Raw genomic sequence first — 19,816 nt, forward strand, 5'->3', positions numbered from 1 at the left:
GCGAGCCCAACGGGGAGGGGGACGCCCATGTGGTGGACGTCCCCCCGGGGAGCCTCAGGTGCGCGCGGGCCGCGCGGCGTCCCCGCGCAGGCTTAGAAGCCGCGGCCCTTGATGCGGGCGAGGTTGGTGGCGAGGCTGGCAACGGCCTGCTGGCCCTTGCTCTTGCCGTTGAGCACGTCGCTGACGGCCGAGCTGAAGGCCTGCGACACCTGGTTGTACTTGCCCTTGGTGGCCGCCGAGGGGCGGGGCACCGCGTTGGTGAACACGCTGTACAGGCTGCCGAAGAAGGGGTTGGCCTTCAGGATCGCCTGGTCCTTGTACAGGGCCGGGATGGTGGGGTTATAGGCCCCCTCGATGGCGCGGATCTTCTGCTCGGCGGGGCTGGTCAGGTAGCGCACCAGGTCGATGGCCGCCGCCTGGTTCTTGGAGTACGCGCTCACGCCCAGGTTCCAGCCGCCCAGGGTGGCGGAGGGCTTGCCCCCGGGGCCCGCGGGCAGCGGCGCCACGCCGATCTTGCCCTTGACCTTGGAGTCCTCGCCCTGGCCCAGCGCGTAGGCGTAGGGCCAGTTGCGCATAAAGGCCGCGTTGCCCGCCTGGAAGATGCCGCGCGCGGCCTCCTCGTCGTAGGTGGTCACGCCCGCCGGGCTGATGCTCTTCACCCAGCTCGCGGCGGTGTCGAGCGCCTGCGCGGCCTTGGGGTTGTTGATGGTGATCTTGCCGGTCTGATCGACGATGGTGCCCCCGCCGAAGGAGTTCACCCACTCCAGCGCGTCGCAGGTCAGGCCCTCGTAGTTCTTGCCCTGGAAGACAAAGCCGGTGAAGGTGGGGTTGGCCTTCTTCTCGCCGTCCTGGATCTTTTTCGCCATTGTGGCAAGTTCGGCCCAGGTCTTGGGCGGCGCGGAGTAGCCGTACTTCTTCATCAGGTCGGTGCGGTAGTACAGCAGCCCGGCGTCGGTGAACCACGGCAGCGACACCAGCTTGCCGTTTACGGTGTTGGCCTCGACGATGCGCGGGAAGAACTGGCCTATCTCGCTCGCCGGAACCTTGCCCTTCAGGTCCACGAAGTGCTGCGAGAGCAGGCCGGGCCAGATCACGTCGAGCTGGTACACGTCGATGTCGCTGCTGCGTGCGGCGAGCTGCTGCTGGTACAGGCCCAGGCGGTCGTTCGTGAGGTTGGGGCTCTCGAAGATCTTGACGGTGTTGCCCGTCTTCTTCGACCAGCGCGCCGCCCCCTCCTTGCAGAGCTGCAGTTCCTGGCCGACCGCGCCGCAGGCCAGGGTGATCGTCACGGCCTGGGACTGGCTGGCGGCGGCAAAGGCGGCGGTCAGGCTAACGATGGCGATGGCTTTCTTCATGCATCCCCCTTGGCGGTTGAAACCGGACCGGTCCTGCCCACTTTTTCGGAAGCGGTTCCACCACTAAACATCAAACGGTAGGGGAAGGCTACACGTCCGGCCCGGGGCTGTCAATCTCTTCCGATGAGGGCGGGTCCCTCTGGGCGTCCGGGACTGCGGGGTCACCCCGCGGCGCGCGAAGAGGGGGGAGGCCTCGCGCACGGGGCGTGCCCATCAGCCCCGGCGGGGCTCGTAGGCGGCGTCGCGGGTACCGGTGCCGCGCTTGACGAGGTGACCCTCCAGCACCAGGCGGCGCAGGACCCGCCAGGCCTGCTGAGTGTTCAGGCCACAGGCCTCGCGCAGCTCGCGGTTGCGGACGCGGCCCCGCTCACGGACCAGGGCGAGCGCGACGGCCCGGACCTCGGCGGGGGTGGGGCCGCCGGGGTCGGGGACGGCGCGGGGGGCGCGGGGCGGGCGGGCGGACGGGCCGGGGGCAGGCTCCGGGGCGAGAGGTGGGGCCGGGCGGGGCTCAGGCGCGCCGCGGCCCAGCGCCCGGCGCACCTCCTCGCTCAGCGTATAGGCGATGCCGCGCCCCGGGCCGGAGCGGGCGATCAGGCCGTGGTCCTCCATGCCGCGCAGCAGTCTCGGCGTGCGGTCTTCCGGGAGTTGCAGGGCGCGGGCGAGAGAAGCGCGGGTCGCCTCACCCTCCCGCGCGAGCAGCGAGAGCACGATCAGCATGTCGAGGGATAAGGTCTGCATCTCTTCTTGCTTGCGCGCCACAAAGCGCACGAACTCGGCGTCGAAGCCCGGCGAGTGCAGGGTCAGCGTCACCGCGTCGGGGTAGGTCGTGTACTCCGGCGGCTCCTTGCCGCAGCGCAGCATCAGCCCGTACATCTTGTCCACGCCCACGCCCGCACGCTCGACCAGGCCCAGCCGCGCCAGCACCTCGGCCAGCAGCGGATTGCGCCGCTTGGGCTGGTGGCGCAGGATGTTCCCCGGCGTGATCCCGCCCGGCAGCCCGCCCGGGTTCATGATCTCCAGCCGGTCGGGGTAGTGGTGGACATGCACGGCGTCCCGCAGGGTGTAGTCCCGGTGGGTGAGGGCGTTGAGCAGCGCCTCGCGGTACACCGCCTCGTCCTGGTCCCAGACCTCGATGCGAAAGAGGCCCACCTGCACGGGCGTGAAGCGGTTCCTCGCCTGGATGAGTTCGGCCAGGCGGGTGAGCAGCGCGGGGATGGGCCGCAGCAGGTCCTCGCGGAACTGGAACTCCACGTCGGGGGTCTGGTGGTGGTAGAAGCAGACCTCCGCCTGGGGCACGTGCGCCTTCAGGGCCGCCGGGGTGCCCGCGAGCAGGATGGCCGCCAGGGTGGGCCGCAGCGCCCCGCCGCTGGGCACGAGCAGCCCCAGCTCGCGCAGGAAGTCGAGGTCGGGCAGGTGGGCCAGGCCCCCGCGCTGCCCCAGCCCCCGCAGCCGCGCGACCTCGTGGGGGTCGAGGTCGGCGAGCGAGGCGTCGGGGGGCACGACCGCCGTGTAGTCCTGCTGCGGGGTGGGTTCGCTCTGCGCGGGCGTGACCGGGACGAGGTGCGCCCCGTCCCAGGCCAGGACCGCCCCGTCCGGTGCGGCGAGCACATAGGGGGCCTGCGGCACGAACACCGCGAGCACCCGCGCCCCCCCCGGCTGGCGGTGGTGCTGCACGTTCACGGTCAGCCGCCCGCCCGACAGCTCGAAGATCGCGTGCGTGACCATCAGGGGGTGCAGCTCGCCCGCGTCCCGTTCCCCGGTGGCGTCGGCGCCCACGAGGACCGTCCCGCCCCGCGCGTTCGCCAGCCCGACCGCGTACCGCGCGAGTTCCTGCGGGGTCACGTCCAGCGGCAGATGCACGCACGCCGGCCCCGGCGGGGGCAGCACCCCGAGGGGGGAGATCGCGTTGGGGGATTCGGCCGTCACAGGGCCGGAGTATACGCGGGGAGGCGGGAAAGGCGCTCAGGGCCGGAGTGTGGGGGAGACGGGCTCCACCCGCCGCACCCAGCGCCGCTCCACGCCCACGATCCTCTGCCCGTCCAGCCAGACCAGGGCGGCCCGCCGTCCCGTGCCCCACAGCACCGCCGCCTGCCCGAAGTCGGCACCCCAGGCCGCCGCCTGCCTCAACCGCGCCCCGGGCACGAGCAGCGCCTCCTCCCGCCACTCGCCCTCGCCGTTGTGGGCGGGGAGGGGGGAGAGTCCGGCGGCCCGGACCCGGGTGAGCAGGGCCTTGGCGGCCCAGACATTCGCCTCCTCCGGCACCCGCCGCCCTCCCGGATTCCAGGCGGTGACGATGGCCCACTCTCCCCGCGCCCAGGTGGGAGCAGGACTCCTTTCCCCGGCCAGCCGGACACGCTCTCCCGCCGGGCCGTAGGTCGTGTCCAGGAAGGCGGCGCGCAACTCCTCCCTCAAGGGCGGCTGACGACGGCATCCACGTTGAGCACCTGCATGTCCTTGAACCGCAGGGCCAGCTTGACGCGCTGCCCGGTGCGGAAGGCCCCGCTGACGGCCACCCGGTAGGGGGTGCCCGTGCCCACCAGCAGGGCGCCCGGCACGGGAATGGTCGGCACGACCGCGCAGCGCGGCGTGCATTTCAGCAGCCGGGCGCGGCCCCCCCCGCTCCACACGCCCGTCAGCTCGTCGGCAGGTCCCGCCACGATGCGCCCTTCCAGCACCGCCCCGCCGAACGAGGGCCGCAGGCTGAGCTGCGCCGAGGGCGCGCGTGCGGCCCAGGCTCCCCCCACCACCGTGAGGAGCGCCGCCAGACCCGCCCGCCTCATTCGCCTTCCTCCCCGTCCTCGCCCGGGCCCTCCGCCGCGTCCACGTCCGTCTTCATCAGCTCGCGCAGCACGCTCGTGGCGAAGGAGCCCTTCGGGAGGGTAAAGGCCACGGTGTAGCCGTCCTCCTCGGGCTGGACCTGGGCGCCCTCGGGAAAGATGCGGGTGAGGCGGCGGTCCCCCCGGCGGGAGGCGAACACCTCCGGCGTCAGGCCGAAGGTCGCCAGCGCCCCCCGCTCCAGCTCGCCCGCGTCGAGGGTGAGGGGCTTGGTCTTCTTCCCGAAGAGGGTTCCGGTCGCGCTCACCTCGCCCCGCTGCGCCCGGGGCGTCTCCACCTCGGCGTCCTCGACGAGGAAAACGCCGCCCGTGTCGTGCTTCTTCGCCATGTCCCCCGCCAGCAGGCGGTCGAAGAGGCCGCGCTCGAGCCGCAGGCTCAGAAAACGGTTGAAGACGAGGCTCTGCACCGAGGTCGTCAGGAAGCGGCGCACCCGGGGGTCGCGCAGCCGGGACTCGCCGCGCAGGACCCGCAGCCCCTCCTCGGCGTTCAGCCCGTGCAGCCCGAAGCGCTGCGGCCCGAAGTAGTTCGGCACGCCCTTGGCAGTGAGCAGGGTGAGTGTCGCCGCCGCCTGGTCCGCCTTTCCCGCCGCGTCCCGCACCCGCACCACAAAGCGGTTGCCGCGCAGGTGCCCCAGCCCCAGCTTGTTGCCGTGGCGCCGGGTCTCCAGGATCCGCACGCCCTCCAACTGAAAGGCGGGCAGGCGCTCCTCGAACTTTCCCGGCAGGCTGATCCACTGGGTCGTGACGGCGTGGCGATCCTTGAGCCCCGCCACTCCCACGTCCCGGTCCCGCACCCCGAGCTGCGCGCCCAGCTCCCGCAGCACGTGGGCGGTGGTGTGCCCCGTCTTTTCCAGGAGCACGAAAAGATGCTCGCCCTCGCCCGACAGCCCGTAGGCGGGCACTTCCTCCACCCGGAAATCCTCCGGCCCCGCGCGCAGACGGCCGCCCGTTCCAGGCGTATCCGTCAGCGCGGCGAGCGCCGACCACTCGAACACCAGACTCACGATGAGGCCCACCATACGCCCGCCGGGGGCCGGGAGGGGTGAGAGAACCCCCTCTGGCCCTCAGACCGGCTTGCCCTGATTCCCGCACACCCAGTTCCCGAATGGTCGGGTGGCCCCAGGCCCGCGGGCGGTCCCTCGCCGATCCTGCCGACAATGACGCAGGTGGACTCGCTCATCGTCCATCGCCGCCAGTCGGTGCCAGTCGGTCTTCTTTGCCTTCCGCTCTCGTGCGCAGTGGCGCCAGTGCGCTCACCCATTGTCTGCAACTCACCGCAATCTCGGATCAGTTCAGCACCCGTTGCCCCGCGTATGCCTGCGGGGTCCAGTCCGCCCGGAAGAGGCACGGCCCGGCGCGGCCATCCCCCGGCACGTACCACACCCGCACGCCCCCCGCGCGCTCGCTGAGCGGCAGAAAGGCGCTCTGCCCAACCGCGAGGGTGTTCAGGGGCGTGCCGCCCTCGGTCCGCACCCGCAGCCAGGCATTCACCCCGGACGGCGACCAGCCCGCCAGCCGCAGCGGCCCATTCGACACGTTGACGAGCCGCGCCCCCCGCTCGGTCAGGGTGACACTCAGGTCGGGCCACTCGGGAAGCTGGACCCGGGCGAAGCGCACCTCCAGTCCGGGTGGGCGCGGACGGCTCCGCTCCCGGTACAGCCCCGCCGAGAGCAGCCCCCCCAGCCCGGCCAGGAGCGCCGCCAGCGCGAGCGTGACCGAGACCCCGGCGCCCGCCGCCGTGCCGCCCCCGGCGGCGACCAGCGCCAGCAGCGCGAGGCCGCACAGCACGCCCACGAGCGGCCACGCCCAACCCGGGCGCTCCCGTGCCGGGCGGAAGGCCCCCGGCCAGAACTCGGCGAGGAGCAGCGCCGCCGCCCCCAGGCCGAACAGGGCGGGCACGTCGGCCAGCGGCGCCGCCCATAGCAGGGCGAGGCCCGGCACGGCCCACCACGACACGCGCGGCGACCAGCGGTGCCGGGCCTCGCGAGCCACCCGCCACAGCCAGTACCCCGCGATCAGGGCGAGCGCCAGGGCGTAGGGCGGCGTGATCCGCGAGACCGGCAAGAGATGCAGCCAGGGCTCCACGGCTCAGCCAACCCTGCCCGTCGCCCCCGGCTGGCCGTGCCGGGCGACCTCGAACGCCAGGTGGCCCAGTTCGTCCCGCAGCAGGCCCTCCCAGGCGGTGCGCACCGCGTTCAGGCTGCCGGGGAGGGCGAAGAGCAGCGTGCCCCCCGCCAGCCCCCCGACCGCCCGGGAGAGCATGGCCGCGCCCCCCACCTCGCGGTAACTGAGCATGCGGAAGAGTTCGCCGAAGCCGGGCATGGGCTTGGTGAGCAGCGACTCCACGACGGGAATCGTCACGTCCCGCCCGGTGATCCCGGTGCCGCCGCTGGAGAGCACCACCGTCGCCTCCCGCATGAAGTCCTCCAGCGCGGCGCGAATCTCGGGCGCCTCGTCCCTCACGATCCGGTAGCCCACGACCTCGTGCCCCCCGGCCCGCAGTTCGGCGAGCAGGTAGCCCCCGCTGGTGTCCGTCTCCTCGGTGCGGGTGTCGCTCACCGTCAGGACCGCCACCCGCACGGACCGGGGCGCGGCGGCGTGGTGCGCGGTGGCTGGGCTCGCGGTCTGCGGGGGCGGGGCGTCCGTCATGTCCGGCACGATACGCCCGCCCGCCGGGGGAGAGGTGGGTTTCCCTTACCCTCGGGGAAAAGTTCCCTGCATGGGAGTTCACATTTGGCCCCTATACTTGCCCCTGTGAAGCCCATCGGCCCCTACGTGGCCGCGCGCGACCTGACGGGCGACCGGCCTGACGGAGCGGTGCGGACGCTGCGCGCGACCGACCGCCTGACCGGGATGCCGGTACTGCTGCACGTGCTTCCGCACGCCGCGCCCCTGCCGAAACTCCCCGCCCACCCCGCGCTGCTGTCCCCCAGCGAGGGCGGCATCGACGGCGACACGGCCTACGTGGTCACCGAACTGCCGCCCCACGCGCTTCCCGTCTCCGACCCCCTGCTCGCCGCGCGGGGGGCGCTGGCGGGCCTGGCCGCCCTGCACGAGGCGGGCCTGACCCACGGGGGCGTGAGCCCCGCGCAGCTCTGGAGCGTGGACGGGCGGGTGGCCCTGGCGGGGGCGGGCCTGCCCTGGGGCGAGGAGGCCACGCCCGCCCGCGACCTGCGCGACCTGGGGGACACCCTGCGGGCGCTGGGCGGGATTCCCCCCGTCCTGCGGGACGCCCCCGATGGGGTTACCGCCCGCGACCTCCTCGCCCGGCTGGACGCGGCTCTCCCGCCGGAACCCGCCCGCAGGCCCGGTCCCACCTCCCGCCCGCCGGTCACGCCGACGGAACCCAGAGAGGCTTCCCCGCCTGCGCCAGCCCAGGAGGACGCGACCTCCGTGCCCGTCCCCGTGCCCCCGTCCACCCCGGTCGTTCTGGCGGCGGCCCCACCTGGCCCCGTGCAGGTCGGCGCGGTGGAGGCCACAGGCGAGGCGTCGCCGTCCCCCGCTCCCGCCGAGGTGACCGCCGAACCGGCCCCGAAGGAGGAGCAAAGCCCCGCTTCCCCGGTCAACCCCACCCCTTCCCGGACCACGTCGGGCCGTGTCCCCCCCCGGCGGGTGACGGGTGAGCCGGTCCGCATCGCCTGGGACGCCGACGGCACCCGCCACGTCGTGAAGCCCGGCCCGGTTGCCCCCGCGGCCCGCCGCCGCGCCCCCGGCTGGCTGCTGCCCCTGCTGGCGCTGCTCCTGCTGCTGTTGGTCGCCGGGGTGTGGTGGGCGCGGCGGTCTGCCCCGACCTCGACCATGGCGCCCACCACAGCCGTCGCCGCTTCCGGGCCGTGCTGCGAGGTTCGCTTCGCGGTGCGCGGCGTGGAGGGCGTTGCCGTGCGCTTGAGCGTCCTCTCCGCGCCCCGGGGTGCGGGCGTGAGCCGCGGCCAGGAGGTGGGTCAGGCCCCGGGCGTGGTCCGCCTGCCACAGCCGGGCGACTACACCCTGCGGGTGACCGCCGAGGGGTACACCCCCGGCACCGTAAGCGTGACGGCGCCCAGTAACGTTCCCGTCCAGATCAACCTGACGCCCTGAACGGCAGGCGGCCGTCCCGCCCTTCCTGACCAGCCCGCGCGGACACCCCTGGTCCTCCCCGTGACACAATCGGCCCCGTGAGTGTCGTCATCCTCGACTTCGGCAGCCAGTTCACGCGCCTGATCACCCGGCGCCTGCGCGAACTCGGCGCGTACAGCGTGATCCTCCCGGGCACCGCCAGCCTGGAGCGCATCCAGCAGGAAAACCCCCAGGGCATCGTCCTCTCGGGCGGCCCCAGCAGCGTGTACGACGCGAACGCGCCCCGCCCCGCCCCCGGCGTCCTCGACCTCCCGGTGCCCATCCTGGGCGTGTGCTACGGGATGCAGTTCCTCGCGCACGAGGCGGGGGGCGACGTGCGGCGCGCGGGCAAACGCGAGTACGGCAAGGCCGACCTGACCCGCTACGGCGGTCAGCTCTTCGGGGGCATTCAGGGCGAGTTCGTCGCCTGGATGAGCCACAGCGACTCGGTGACCCAGCTTCCGCGCGGTTACGAGGTGGTCGCGGAGACGGAGGACACGCCCGTGGCGGCCATCGAGAACCCGGTGACCCGGCGCTACGGGGTGCAGTTCCACCCGGAGGTCGTCCACACGCCCAAGGGCGGGCAACTGCTGGCGAACTTCCTCGACATCTGCGGGGTCAGCCGCGACTGGAACGCCGAACACATCATCGACGAGCTGATCGCGGACGTTCAGGCGCAGGTCGGTGATGGTCGGGTCCTCCTCGCCATCAGCGGGGGCGTGGACTCCAGCACCCTCGGGCTGCTCCTCGCGCGGGCTATTGGCGACCGGCTCACCGCCGTCTTCATCGACCACGGCCTGCTGCGGCTGGGCGAGCGGGAACAGGTGGAGGCGGCGCTGCGGCCCCTCGGCGTCAACCTCGTCACGGTGGACGCCCGCGCGGAGTTCCTGGGCGCCCTTCGCGGCGTCTCCGACCCCGAGCAGAAGCGCAAGATCATCGGGCGCGAGTTCATCCGGGCCTTCGAGCGCGAGGCCAGAAAGTACGGCCCTTTCGACTTCCTCGCGCAGGGCACCCTCTACCCGGACGTGATCGAGTCGGCGGGCGGCCTCTCGGCGGACAAGTCGGGCGCGGCGAACATCAAGAGCCACCACAACGTCGGCGGCCTGCCGGAAGACCTCGCCTTCCAGCTCGTCGAGCCCTTCCGCACCCTCTTCAAGGACGAGGTGCGGGAGATCGCGCGGCTGCTGGGTCTTCCCGACCAGATTCGGATGCGCCACCCCTTCCCCGGCCCCGGCCTGGCGATTCGCTGCCTGGGCGAGGTCACCGAGGAGAAGCTCGCCATCCTCAAGCGGGTGGACGACATCTTTATTTCGGGGCTGCGCGAGTTCGGGCTGTATGACGGCTGCTCGCAGGCCCTCGCCATCCTGACGCCCATCCAGTCGGTCGGCGTGATGGGCGACGAGCGCACCTACTCCTACACCGCCGCCCTGCGCGCCGTGACCACCGACGACTTCATGACCGCCGAGTGGGCGCGGCTGCCCTACGACTTCCTTGCGACTATGAGTAACCGCATCGTCAACCACGTCCACGAGATCAACCGCGTGGTGTACGACATCACCGGCAAGCCGCCCGCCACCATCGAGTGGGAGTGAGGGCCATGACGGACAACGCCGGGCAGAAACCGGAACTCGACGGGGAGACGCTGGAATACATCCAGGCCGTGTTCGACCTCGTGCGCCTCGGGGACGCGGCGCGGCTCGCCCCCCTGCTGGACCGGGGGTTGCCCCCCAACCTGCTCAACCAGCGGGGGGACAGCCTGCTGATGCTCGCCTGCTACCACGGCCATCTGCAGGCCGCGCGGGAGCTGCTCAAACACGGGGCCGACCCCGAATTGCGGAACGACCAGGGGCAGACGCCGCTGCTGGGGGCCGTGTTCAAGGGGAACCTCCCGATGGTGCGCCTGCTCCTTGACTACGGGGCCGATGTGGAGAGCGCGGGACCGGACGGGCGGACGGCCTTGATGATGGCGGCGATGTTCAACCGGACGGAGGTGGTCGAGTTGCTGCTGGAGCGCGGGGCCGACCTTCACGCCCGGGACGCACGCGGTCTGTCGGTCCTCGACTCGGCGCGGACGATGGGGGCGCCCGATACTGCCGCCCAGGTTGAAACTTTGCTGGGGCAGACGCCGGAGCGGTAGGGGAAGTGGGGACGGTTCTAAGGGCTACGCCTTGGGAACTTCAGGTCTGCCCTTAGCTCGGCTGCGACCGAGAACACAGCCTTGATAATTCTTGAGCTTGATTGGGCTAGCTTGGGAGCCATGCGGCGTCCACAACCTGTGCGCTTCCCCCTGGAGGAGTTATGGGACGAGCGAGGTTTGGTCAGTAGGTCTTGCGAAGGCGAACTGGGAACCGAGGCGATCCGGGCTTTGCTCAAGCGTGGACAGGTACGGTTCGCGGTAGCAGATGTAGGAGTGCCTTTGCAGTGGGTGCCGAGCAACACCTGTTACGCGTTCTGGAAGGATGAAGTACAACCTCGTCTCATTGAGCCTTCTGTGGCCGAGCAGGGTGTGGCCCTCAAGGATTTGCCGGGCGAGTACGGCTACTCGGCTTCGATTTGGCAGTCGAACACAATTCCTGTCGTGCTGCTCCAGAAATGGCATTGACTCAGGCCTTCCAGAGCTGTTCTCAAATTGTTAAGGCGTAGATACCCGCACGAAATGCTCCACCGTCGGGAACGGGTCGTAGAAGTGGTGCAGCAGCGAGCGCCATTCCTGATACCCGGCACTTCCCCGAAAGCCGACCGTATGATCCTCCAGCGTCTCCCACCAAACGAGGAGGGCGTACTTGTGGTCGTCCTCCAGACACTTGTGAAGCTCGTGCCGGACGTACCCGCCCACCCTGGAGATGATGGGCTCGGCGCGGGCGAAAGCGGACTCGAACGCACCGGTCTGACCTGGGCGAACGTTCAGCAGCGCTATTTCCAGAACCATGGACTCTCCTCAGGGGGAAGAGGCGATGGAGTCCTCCCCCGCCCCTTCTCCACGGGCATCCGACTCACCTCACCGCTTCAGGAGGGCGTGTCTACGCCGCGCACCAGGACAAGCTGCCCGGTCGCCATCTGCTGCCGCAAGGGGCGAATGCGCTTGTACCCCTCCGACTCGTACCACGCGCGGGCCTGCTCCGCCGACGGAAAGGCGATGACCACGACCCGGCCCGGCGCCTCGCCCTCCAATGCCTCGGGCTGACCTCCCCGCACAAGAAACTGGCCGCCGTAGGGTTCGAGGGTCGCGGGCACCTGCTGGGAATAGGTGGGGTAGCCCTCGGGGTCGTGTACGTCAATCAGGCCGATCACGTAGGCGCTCATGCTTCCTCCTGAACTTCCGGGCTGATCGCTCTGCACAAAGAGCGAGAAGGCGGAGTTTCCCCCACCTTCTGCCCTCCATCCCCGGTTACACCGTGGTCTGGCTCACCTGGCGGCTCTTGCCCATTCCGGCGACGACCTGATTAATCACACGCAGCCACGCGCGGGCCGAAGCCTCGACCACGTCCGTCGCCACTCCAGTTCCGTGCAGCGTCGTCTCCCCGTACCGGGCGCCGATGCTGACCTCGCCGAGCGCGTCGCCGCCGCCCGTGACGGCCTGAATGCGGTAGCTCTCCAAGACGGGAGTAATGCCCGTGATGCGGTTGATCGCCTGGAAGGCGGCCTCCACCGGCCCGTCGCCGTGCGCCGTCGCCTCGACTGATCCGTCCGGGGTCTGGAGGCGGACGAAGGCCACCGGGGTCATGTTCATGCCCGAGGTGATCTGGAAGCCCTCCAGCGTGAAGGTCTGCGGCACGTCGCTGCGGCTCTCCACCAGGGCGCGCAGGTCGTCGGCGTAAATCTGCCCCTTGCGGTCGGCCATGTCCTTGAAGCGGGCGAAGAGGTGCTTGACCCGCTCCTCGTCCACCGTGTAGCCCAGATCGGTCAGCGCCTTGCGGAAGGCGGCCCGGCCCGAGTGCTTGCCCATGACGAGGACGGCGGCCTCGCGCCCGACGATCTCCGCGTTCATGATCTCGTAGGTCTCGCGCGCCTTGATGACCCCGTCCTGGTGGATGCCCGACTCGTGCGCGAAGGCGTTGTCGCCCACGACGGCCTTGTTGGGCTGAACCGGCATCCCACTCAGGCGGCTCACCATCCGGCTGGAGCGGTAGAGTTCGCGGGTGCGGATGCCCGTCTCGAAGCCGTAGTGGTCGCGGCGGGTGTGAAAGGCCATGACGATCTCCTCCAGGCTGGCGTTCCCCGCCCGCTCGCCGATGCCGTTCACCGTGCACTCGATCTGCCGCGCCCCGCCCTCCGCCGCCGCGATGGAGTTCGCCACCGCCATCCCCAGGTCGTCGTGGCAGTGGGCCGAGAGGATCACGTGAGCGGGCAGTTCGGCCCGCAGGTAGGCGAACAGGGCGCGCATCTCCTCGGGCGTGGTGTAGCCCACCGTGTCGGGCACGTTGATCGTCGTCGCGCCCGCCTCCACCGCCGCCCGGAAGATGCGCGCCAGGAACTCGCGCTCGGAGCGGGTGGCGTCCTCGGCACTGAATTCCACATCGTCCACGAAGGAGCGGGCCAGGCGCACGGCCTCGACCGCCCGCTCGACCACGGCGCCCGGCTCCAGCCCCAACTTCTTCGCCATGTGAATCGGGCTGGTGGCGATAAAGGTGTGGATGCGGGGCTTTTCGGCCAGCTCGACCGCCCGCGCCGCCGCCTCGATGTCGGCCCGGTTGGCGCGGGCCAGCCCGGCGATGATCGGCCCCCGGACCTCCCGCGCGATGCGGCTCACGCCCTCCAGGTCGCCGGGGGAGGCGATGGGGAAGCCCGCCTCGATCACGTCCACGCCCAGACGGGCGAGCTGGTGGGCGATCTCCAGCTTCTGGGTGTGGTTCAGCGCCACGCCCGGCGACTGCTCCCCGTCGCGCAGGGTGGTGTCGAAGATGCGGATACGCTGGCCGTCGGCGGGTTGCTGGGTCATGCGGGACTCCTGGGCGGGCGAGAGGGGAGGGCGACAAAGAAAAGCCCCGGAGGGTGGTTCCTCCGGGGGGTTCGGGCAGGCTCCTTGGCCGCTCACTCCACCGGAGGAACGCCAAGAAGAAGCAGGCCGAACGGATTCATGGCGCAACTGTAACGGCAGGGGGCTCCCCGGGCAAGGGGAGTCGTCTACACCAGCCGGGCTACAGCAGCCCCGCCTGCCTCAATTCGTCGCGCAGGGCGGGGAGGCGGGGTTGCCGCTCGATGACCGCCCGGACCTGCTTGGCACTGGCCTCACGCCCGATGAGCGCGGGAAGTCGGGTCAGAATCTGCGCGGCCTCGTGATACCCATTCCGGTTGCGGAGGTCAATGTGAAGCTGCGCGGCCCGCATGATCAGCGGCACGGCCCGCTCCGCGCCGAGCTGTCCGGCCAGGGTCAGGAGTTGACGCACGGGCACAGTGTCCCGTTCCTCCGCCAGCCGCAACGCCTCCTCCGTCAGCCCCTCGCGCAGCAGCAGGTCCATCAGGACTTCGGTGTGCCTCTTCTGGCGCCACAGCCGCAAGGTGATCTCCGACCGTTCTTCTTGCCAGTCCGGGCTCACGTCTTTCAGCGAGATCAGCCACTCCGGGCTGGGGGACTTCAAGACGATCTCGCGGGCCAGGGCGTGCGCTTCCTGCTTGCGTCCGGTCGCCACGTACCGCTCGAAGAGCCAGCGGCGGGTCTGCCCCTGCTCCAGGCCCTCCCGCGCCAGGGCTTCGAGGAGGGGAAGCTGGCCGTGCGCCGCGAACATGGGTTCCAGTTCGGGGAAGTGGGCGCGCCGCCCGGCCTCACGCACCGCCCGCCGCACGTCCTCGGTTCGCCCGCGTTCGAGCAGAAAATTCAGCAACTCACCGAGATCGCCGCTCGCGCGCAGGAGGGCCTCGGCCTCCTCGTCGCTCAGGTTGTCCGCCGTCAGGTGGTAGAGGGCGCGGGCGTACCCCTGCCGGACGTACTCCGAGCGTTCCCCTTTCACGAGGGTGCGGAGCAAGTTCAGCAGGGAGGCCCGCTCGTCCTCCCGCAGCGCCCCCACGAGGTCGGAGAACGCCCCGCCCTCCACATCCCACCGCCCCGACGCGACCTCGCTCTGGACGGCCTCGAAGGCGTCCTCGCGGGCCCCCTCGTCCAGCTTGCCGCTGACGAGCAGACGCTGCACCGCCGCCAGCGCCCGCGCCTGAAGGTCGTCCAGTCCCCAGTCGAAGTCCTCGTCGTAGGTGTCCTCCACCCCGTCCAGCACGGCGAGGTAGGTGTCGAGGAGTTGCCCCGCCCAGGCCGCGTCCAGCGCCTCCAGATTCTCCAGCAGGGCGTCCGCCCCCTCCAGCACGAGATCGATCGCCCCGGTGTCCGGCCCCTCGCCCTCGTGGTCCCAGTCGGGGGTGTAGGTGCGGCGGATGGCGTCGAAGGCGGCCTCGATCTGCTCACGGGCACTCCCGGCGGGCGCACTCCGGGCCGAACTCGCGTACACCAGCGCCTCCAGCTCCGGCGCCCGGTCGAGCATCCGGGCGATCAGGCGGTGGAGTTCGGGCACGCTCAGGCCGGAGAGCGCCTCCGAGAGTTCGGGGACCCCGGCGAAAGCGCGCGGGTCCTCCACCGCCCGGGCGAGCAGCGCCGCGACGTGCTTGCAGTGGCCGCCCCCTCCCACCGGGCAGGAACAGCGGGCCGACACGACCTCGCCGCCCTCCAGCGTGGCGCGCACCTGATACGGCTCCTGCCCGTAGGCCGTGCCGCGCAGCACCGTCGCCGCCCCCTCTGGCCGCGCGCTCAGCCCGGTCAGGCCGCGCACGTAGGACTGTCCCTTGCGCCACTCGTGTTCGCCGCTCCAGGCCAGGGCGTCCTGACGGCGCAAGGAGAAGGTGGTCATGGGGCCATGCTACGGGGGTATCTGCGAGTCTGGTGCCCCTCCCACGGGGTGAGCGTATCGTGAGGGGGAGGTGCCCATGGACGAGTCCACCTCGCCGTTCTGGCCGGGCGTCCCCCGCGCGGGGGGAGTGCCCGCCCACCTCGTGCCGCTGGTGGGGCGCGGGGAGGAACTCGCGGAACTCGCCGCGCTGCTGCGGCGGGAGGACGTGCCGCTGCTGACCCTGAGCGGCGCGGGGGGGACGGGCAAGACGGCGCTCGCGCTGACCCTGGTAGGGGCGCTCGCCCCCGACTTCCCGGACGGGGTGGCGGTGGTGTCGCTGGCGGCTGTCCGGGCCGACGCACCCCTCGCCCCCGTAGTGGCCCGCGCCCTGGGGTTGAAGGACGGGGCGGCGGAGCCCCTGGCGCGCGTGCGAGAGTTCCTGCGTGGCAGGCGTCTGCTGCTCCTGCTCGACAACGCCGAGCACCTGCCCGGGGTGGGGGAACTCGCGCAGGACCTGCTGCGGCACGCTCCGCACCTGACGGTCCTGGTCACGAGCCGCGTGCCCCTGGGAGTCTCGCTGGAGCGGGACTATGCCCTGGGGCCGCTCGCCCTGCCCCCACCCGGGGCGACCTTCGGGGAGCTGGCCGCCGCCCCGTCGGTCGAGCTGTTCCGGCGGCGGGCGCGGGCGGTGCGGCGCGACTTCACGCTCACGCCGGAGAATGCGCCCGCCGTGGCCGGGGTCTGCGCCCGGCTCGACGGGCTGCCGCTGGCCCTCGAACTCGCCGCCGCGCATGCCCGCACGCTCTCCCCGGAGGCGCTGCTCGGGCACCTGCACCCCAGCCTGCCCCTGCTGTCCGGCGGCCCGGCCGACCGCCCCGAGCATCAGCGTTCCGTCCGGGCGACCATCGCCTGGAGCGAGGCCCTGCTGCCGGACCCGGCGCGCGCCGTGCTGCGCGCCCTGGGTACGTTCGTGGACGGGGCCGACCTGCCCGGGGTGGCCGCCGTGACCGGCCTGGCAGAGGGGGAGGCGCTGGCCCGGCTGGAACTCCTGGTGAGCCACGGGCTCGTCCGGCCCGGCGAGAACCCGGACGGCACGCCGCGGTTCGGGCTGCTGGAGACCATCCGGGAGTACGCCCTGGAGCGGCAGGAGGCCCTGAGCGAGACGGCCAGTTGGCAGGCCCGGCACGCGCGGCATTTCCTCGCCGTGGCGCTCACCCTGGACCGGGAGGTGTGGGGCGAGCGGCAGGGGGCGGCCCTCGCCCGGCTGGAGCGCGAGCACGGCAACTTCCGGGCCGCCCTCGCCTGGGCGCTGGACCACGCCGCCCCCCTGGGCCTGCGGCTGGCCGCCGCGCTGGGCAACTTCTGGAGCGTCCACGGCCACCTCACGGAGGGCCGGGGCTGGCTGGAGCGGGCCCTGCGCCTGCCCGGGGACGAGGTCGCCCGCGCCCACGCTGCCTACGTCGCCGGGGAGATGGCGCGGATGCAGGGGGACCACGCCGAGGCCGAGCGGCACCTGAGGGAAGGGCTCGCCCTCGCCCGTGCCCGGGGGGACCGGCTGGAGGCGGCTGCGGCCCTCAACTCCCTCGGGGTGCTGGCCCACAACGCCGCCCGGCCAGAGGAGGCCCGGGCCTTCCTGACGGAGGCGCTGACCCTGTGGGAGGAGGAGCCGCGGGACTTCGGGCGGACCACGCCGCTCTTCAACCTGGGGCGGCTGGAGCTGTACTGGGGGGACGCCCAGGACGCCCTCCCGCTCCTTTCCCGGGCGCTGGCCTTCTGGCGCGAGCGCGGGAACCGGCACGGGATGGGGTACGCCCTCTACAGCCTGGGCCGCGCCCACCTGGAACGGGGGGACGCGGAACGCGGCGAGGCGCTGCTGCGGGGGAGCTTGACGTTGCGGGAGGCCATCGGCGACGAGCGGGGGGTGATCGCCTCCCTGACCGCCCTGGGGCTGGAGGCCACCCTGTGGGGGGAGCTGCCCGCCGCGTTCCCGCTGCTGGGGCAGGCCCTCTCCCGCGCCGTCCGGCTCGGCCACCGCCGCAACGTCGCCGAGGCGCTGGAGGACTTCGCCGCGCTGGCGCTCGCCTGGGGCGAGGCGGCCCGGGCGGTGCGCTGGGTGAGTGCGGCGCGGGCCGTGCGGGAGGGGGTGGGGGCGCTCCCCGCCCCGCTCGACGGGCGGCAGATCGAGCGCACCCTCCGGCGCGCCCGGGCGAAACTCAGCCGCGCGGCCTCCGCCCGGGAGTGGCAGGAGGGCGCTCTGCTCGGCCTGGGGGCGGCCGTGGCCGAGGCCCTGCAATGGCGCCCCACCCCGGCCCCGGTCCGCGCGACGGCCGGGCTGACCCGCCGGGAGCAGGAGGTGCTGCGCCTGATGGCCGCCGGGCACAGCAACCGCGAGATCGCCCGCGCCCTGGAGGTGAGCGAGAAGACGGTCGCGCGGCACGGCGAGAACCTGTTCAACAAGCTCGGGGTCAACTCCCGCGCGGCGGCCACCGCCCTCGCCGTGCGCGAGGGGCTGGTCTGACGGGCGGTGAGGTGGGGTGGTCCCGGAAGCCGAGCAGGCCGACCCCGCAGAGAAGCCACCCCGCCTCTGGGTAATTCACCCGATGCGGGGTGGGAACCCCGGGGCGCACCGTGGGGACGGAGGTGACCCATGAACGGCAAGTTCCGCCTGCTCGCCCTGTCCGCCCTCGCGTCCCTCGCCCTCGCCCAGACGCCCGGCCTGGTCGCCACGGTCTTCACCACCACCCTGGGCGAGGCGAACGTGAAGACGCCGGAGGTGTCCACCGGGGAGCTGCGGCAGATTCTGGCGGACGGGAGCGCCCTGGTGCTCGACGCGCGGCCCCACCTGGAGTGGGCGATCAGCCATATCCCCGGCGCCCTCAACGTCGCGCGCAAACCGGGGGTGAGTGACAGCCAGTACGTCAGCGACGTGCGGGAGATCGAGCGGCTCGTCGCGGGCAACCGGGGCCGGGCGCTGGTGCTCTACTGCAACGGCCCGATGTGCGGCAAGAGCAAGCGCCTGAGCGAGGACCTGCTCGCGGCGGGCTTCACTAACGTGCGCCGCTACCAGCTCGGGGCGCCCATCTGGCGGGCCCTGGGTGGCGTGATGGTCACCGAGCCGGACGGCGCGCGCTACATCGCTGCGAGTGACCGGACTGCGTGGTGGGTGGACGCCCGCGGCGAGGAGGACTTCCGGGCGGGCAGCCTGAACGGCGCCCACCACATCCCCCTGGCCGAGGTGACGAAGGCCAAGGATAACGGCAACCTCCCGATGGAAGACCACAACACGCGCCTGATCGTGTTCGGCAAGGACGCCGGGCAGGCGCGGGCGGTGGCGGAGGAGATCGCCAAGAACGCCTTTCACAACGTCTCGTTCTTCCCCGGAAGCGTGAATGACCTGCGCGCCGCACTCGCCGGACCCTCTGCCCGGGTGCCCCTCCTGGCCGCCCCCCACTGGACACCGCACCTGGAGCCCTGAAACCACGACCGGGGAGCTGTTGCCACACGAAAGCGGTCAGCCTTTCCGAGGGGGAGGGCTGACCGCTGAAAGCTAACGGCCCTTAAACCTCCAGCGCCTGCTTGTTGATGAAGGGCATCTTGTCACGCAGCTCCTTGCCCACCGTCTCCAGCAGGTGATCGCGCATCCTGCGGCGCTGCTCCTGCATATAGGGGAAGCCGCTCTCAGCGTCCTGGATGAAGCTCTGGGCGAACTTGCCGCTCTGGATATCGCCCAGCACGTTCTTCATCGTCGCCTTCGTCTCATCGGTGATGATGCGCGGGCCGGTCACGTAGTCGCCGAACTCGGCGGTGTTGGAGATGGAGTGGCGCATTCCCTCGAAGCCCTTCTCGTAGATCAGGTCCACGATCAGCTTGACCTCGTGCAGCGTCTCGAAGTAGGCGATCTCGGGCTGGTAGCCTGCCTCCACCAGCGTCTCGAAGCCCGCCTGGATCAGGTGCGTCAGCCCGCCGCAGAGAACGGACTGCTCCCCGAAGAGGTCGGTCTCCGTCTCCTCCTTGAAGGTCGTCTCCAGCACGCCCGCCCGGGTGCCGCCGATACCACGGGCGTAGGCGAGGGCGATGTCGCGGGCATTCCCGGTCGCGTCCTGCCCCACCGCGAAGATGCTGGGCATCCCCGCCCCGTCCACGTACACGCGGCGCAGCATGTGGCCGGGCCCCTTGGGGGCGACCAGGAACACGTCCACCCCGGCGGGCGGCTTGATGCGCCCGAAGTGGACGTTGAAGCCGTGCCCGAAGGCGAGCGCCTTGCCGTCCGTGAGGTTCGGCGCGATGCTCTCCTCGTACACCTTCGGCTGCGTCTCGTCGGGGATGAGCAGCATGACCACGTCCGCCTCGCGCGTCGCGTCCTCGATGCTGGTGACGCGCAGGCCCGCCTGCTCGGCCTTGGGACGGCTGGGGCTGCCCTCGCGCAGGCCGACGACCACGTTCAGGCCACTGTCCCGCAGGTTCTGCGCGTGTGCGTGCGCCTGGCTGCCGTAGCCGATGATGGCGATGAGCTTGTCCTCGATGGGGGAGAGGGAGACGTCGCGGTCGTAATACATTTTCGCGGCCATTGGGGGATTCTCCTACAAAGTGTGAGTTGGGGGGGAATGCGGGCTAGGGGAGGGTGCGTCGCGTGAACCCCTCCGGCCCTTCGGGCCACCTCCCCTTGAAAGGGAGGCTATGAAGTGCTCCTCAAGCCGTGCTTTTTGGCTCCCTTCTCAGG

At 71.7% G+C, this 19,816-nt stretch carries 18 protein-coding genes; 6 read left to right on the forward strand and 12 right to left on the reverse strand.

All coding sequences use genetic code 11. From position 1 onward, the window contains the following. Nucleotides 1–92: 92 nt before the first annotated feature. The 7 genes from DAERI_RS01110 to DAERI_RS01140 all read right to left on the reverse strand — a co-directional run bounded on the left by DAERI_RS01110 (nt 93) and on the right by DAERI_RS01140 (nt 6,838). Complete coding sequence (locus DAERI_RS01110; protein ID WP_103127637.1) at nt 93–1,355, reverse strand: ABC transporter substrate-binding protein; 1,263 nt, start codon at nt 1,353–1,355, stop codon at nt 93–95. 213 nt (nt 1,356–1,568) lie between these two features. Beyond that, nucleotides 1,569–3,281, reverse strand: coding sequence for an ATP-binding protein (locus DAERI_RS01115; RefSeq protein WP_103127638.1), 1,713 nt, complete (start codon nt 3,279–3,281; stop codon nt 1,569–1,571). Between the two features lie 36 nt (nt 3,282–3,317). Beyond that, nucleotides 3,318–3,755, reverse strand: a complete 438-nt coding sequence (locus DAERI_RS01120; protein ID WP_235610161.1) for a DUF3293 domain-containing protein — start codon at nt 3,753–3,755, stop codon at nt 3,318–3,320. 8 nt (nt 3,756–3,763) lie between these two features. Next, nucleotides 3,764–4,135 carry a hypothetical protein gene (locus tag DAERI_RS01125; protein WP_103127640.1) on the reverse strand — a complete coding sequence of 124 codons (372 nt, stop codon included), beginning with the start codon at nt 4,133–4,135 and terminating at the stop codon, nt 3,764–3,766. Beyond that, nucleotides 4,132–5,208, reverse strand: coding sequence for a tRNA pseudouridine(13) synthase TruD (truD, locus tag DAERI_RS01130; RefSeq protein ID WP_103127641.1), 1,077 nt, complete (start codon nt 5,206–5,208; stop codon nt 4,132–4,134). Before truD ends, DAERI_RS01125 begins: the two co-directional genes overlap by 4 nt. 268 nt (nt 5,209–5,476) lie before the next feature. Then, nucleotides 5,477–6,253: a hypothetical protein gene (locus DAERI_RS01135; RefSeq protein ID WP_235610162.1), complete on the reverse strand. Its 777-nt coding sequence runs from the start codon at nt 6,251–6,253 to the stop codon at nt 5,477–5,479. Between the two features lie 24 nt (nt 6,254–6,277). Beyond that, entirely contained in the window at nt 6,278–6,838 is a 561-nt protein-coding gene (locus DAERI_RS01140) for a MogA/MoaB family molybdenum cofactor biosynthesis protein (RefSeq protein WP_103127949.1), read from the reverse strand. A gap of 105 nt (nt 6,839–6,943) precedes the next feature. Here DAERI_RS01140 and DAERI_RS21865 point away from each other — a divergent pair, with 105 nt between their 5' ends. The 4 genes from DAERI_RS21865 to DAERI_RS21870 all read left to right on the forward strand — a co-directional run bounded on the left by DAERI_RS21865 (nt 6,944) and on the right by DAERI_RS21870 (nt 10,886). Then, nucleotides 6,944–8,266 (forward strand): PEGA domain-containing protein, encoded by a 1,323-nt coding sequence (locus tag DAERI_RS21865; RefSeq protein ID WP_133161937.1) that lies wholly within the window; start codon nt 6,944–6,946, stop codon nt 8,264–8,266. Between the two features lie 77 nt (nt 8,267–8,343). Further along, on the forward strand, nt 8,344–9,876 hold the full coding sequence (guaA, locus tag DAERI_RS01155) for a glutamine-hydrolyzing GMP synthase (RefSeq protein ID WP_103127645.1): 1,533 nt from the start codon (nt 8,344–8,346) through the stop codon (nt 9,874–9,876). A gap of 5 nt (nt 9,877–9,881) precedes the next feature. After that, a complete protein-coding gene (locus DAERI_RS01160; protein WP_103127646.1) occupies nt 9,882–10,421 on the forward strand; it encodes an ankyrin repeat domain-containing protein in 540 nt (179 codons plus the stop codon). Nucleotides 10,422–10,541: 120 nt separating this feature from the next. Next, on the forward strand, nt 10,542–10,886 hold the full coding sequence (locus DAERI_RS21870; RefSeq protein WP_133161938.1) for a hypothetical protein: 345 nt from the start codon (nt 10,542–10,544) through the stop codon (nt 10,884–10,886). Nucleotides 10,887–10,916: 30 nt separating this feature from the next. Here DAERI_RS21870 and DAERI_RS01165 read toward each other — a convergent pair whose 3' ends face one another. The 4 genes from DAERI_RS01165 to DAERI_RS01180 form a co-directional block, all read right to left on the reverse strand. Continuing rightward, nucleotides 10,917–11,213: an antibiotic biosynthesis monooxygenase family protein gene (locus DAERI_RS01165; protein ID WP_103127647.1), complete on the reverse strand. Its 297-nt coding sequence runs from the start codon at nt 11,211–11,213 to the stop codon at nt 10,917–10,919. 77 nt (nt 11,214–11,290) lie between these two features. Further along, nucleotides 11,291–11,587: a DUF1330 domain-containing protein gene (locus tag DAERI_RS01170; protein WP_103127648.1), complete on the reverse strand. Its 297-nt coding sequence runs from the start codon at nt 11,585–11,587 to the stop codon at nt 11,291–11,293. An 85-nt stretch (nt 11,588–11,672) separates the two neighbouring features. Continuing rightward, a complete protein-coding gene (locus DAERI_RS01175; RefSeq protein ID WP_103127649.1) occupies nt 11,673–13,223 on the reverse strand; it encodes a 2-isopropylmalate synthase in 1,551 nt (516 codons plus the stop codon). 199 nt (nt 13,224–13,422) lie between these two features. Continuing rightward, nucleotides 13,423–15,117, reverse strand: a complete 1,695-nt coding sequence (locus tag DAERI_RS01180) for an SWIM zinc finger family protein (RefSeq protein WP_103127650.1) — start codon at nt 15,115–15,117, stop codon at nt 13,423–13,425. 76 nt (nt 15,118–15,193) lie between these two features. Between DAERI_RS01180 and DAERI_RS23205 the strand changes: the two genes are divergently transcribed. Beyond that, nucleotides 15,194–17,614 (forward strand): ATP-binding protein, encoded by a 2,421-nt coding sequence (locus tag DAERI_RS23205; protein WP_103127651.1) that lies wholly within the window; start codon nt 15,194–15,196, stop codon nt 17,612–17,614. Nucleotides 17,615–17,743: 129 nt separating this feature from the next. Further along, entirely contained in the window at nt 17,744–18,571 is an 828-nt protein-coding gene (locus DAERI_RS01190) for a rhodanese-like domain-containing protein (RefSeq protein WP_103127652.1), read from the forward strand. An 82-nt stretch (nt 18,572–18,653) separates the two neighbouring features. Here DAERI_RS01190 and ilvC read toward each other — a convergent pair whose 3' ends face one another. After that, the gene (gene ilvC, locus DAERI_RS01195; protein WP_103127653.1) at nt 18,654–19,664 is read right to left on the reverse strand and encodes a ketol-acid reductoisomerase; all 1,011 of its coding nucleotides are present in this window, start codon (nt 19,662–19,664) and stop codon (nt 18,654–18,656) included. Nucleotides 19,665–19,816: the final 152 nt, after the last annotated feature.

Source organism: Deinococcus aerius (genome assembly GCF_002897375.1).
In the GTDB taxonomy this organism is placed as follows: Bacteria; Deinococcota; Deinococci; order Deinococcales; family Deinococcaceae; genus Deinococcus; species Deinococcus aerius.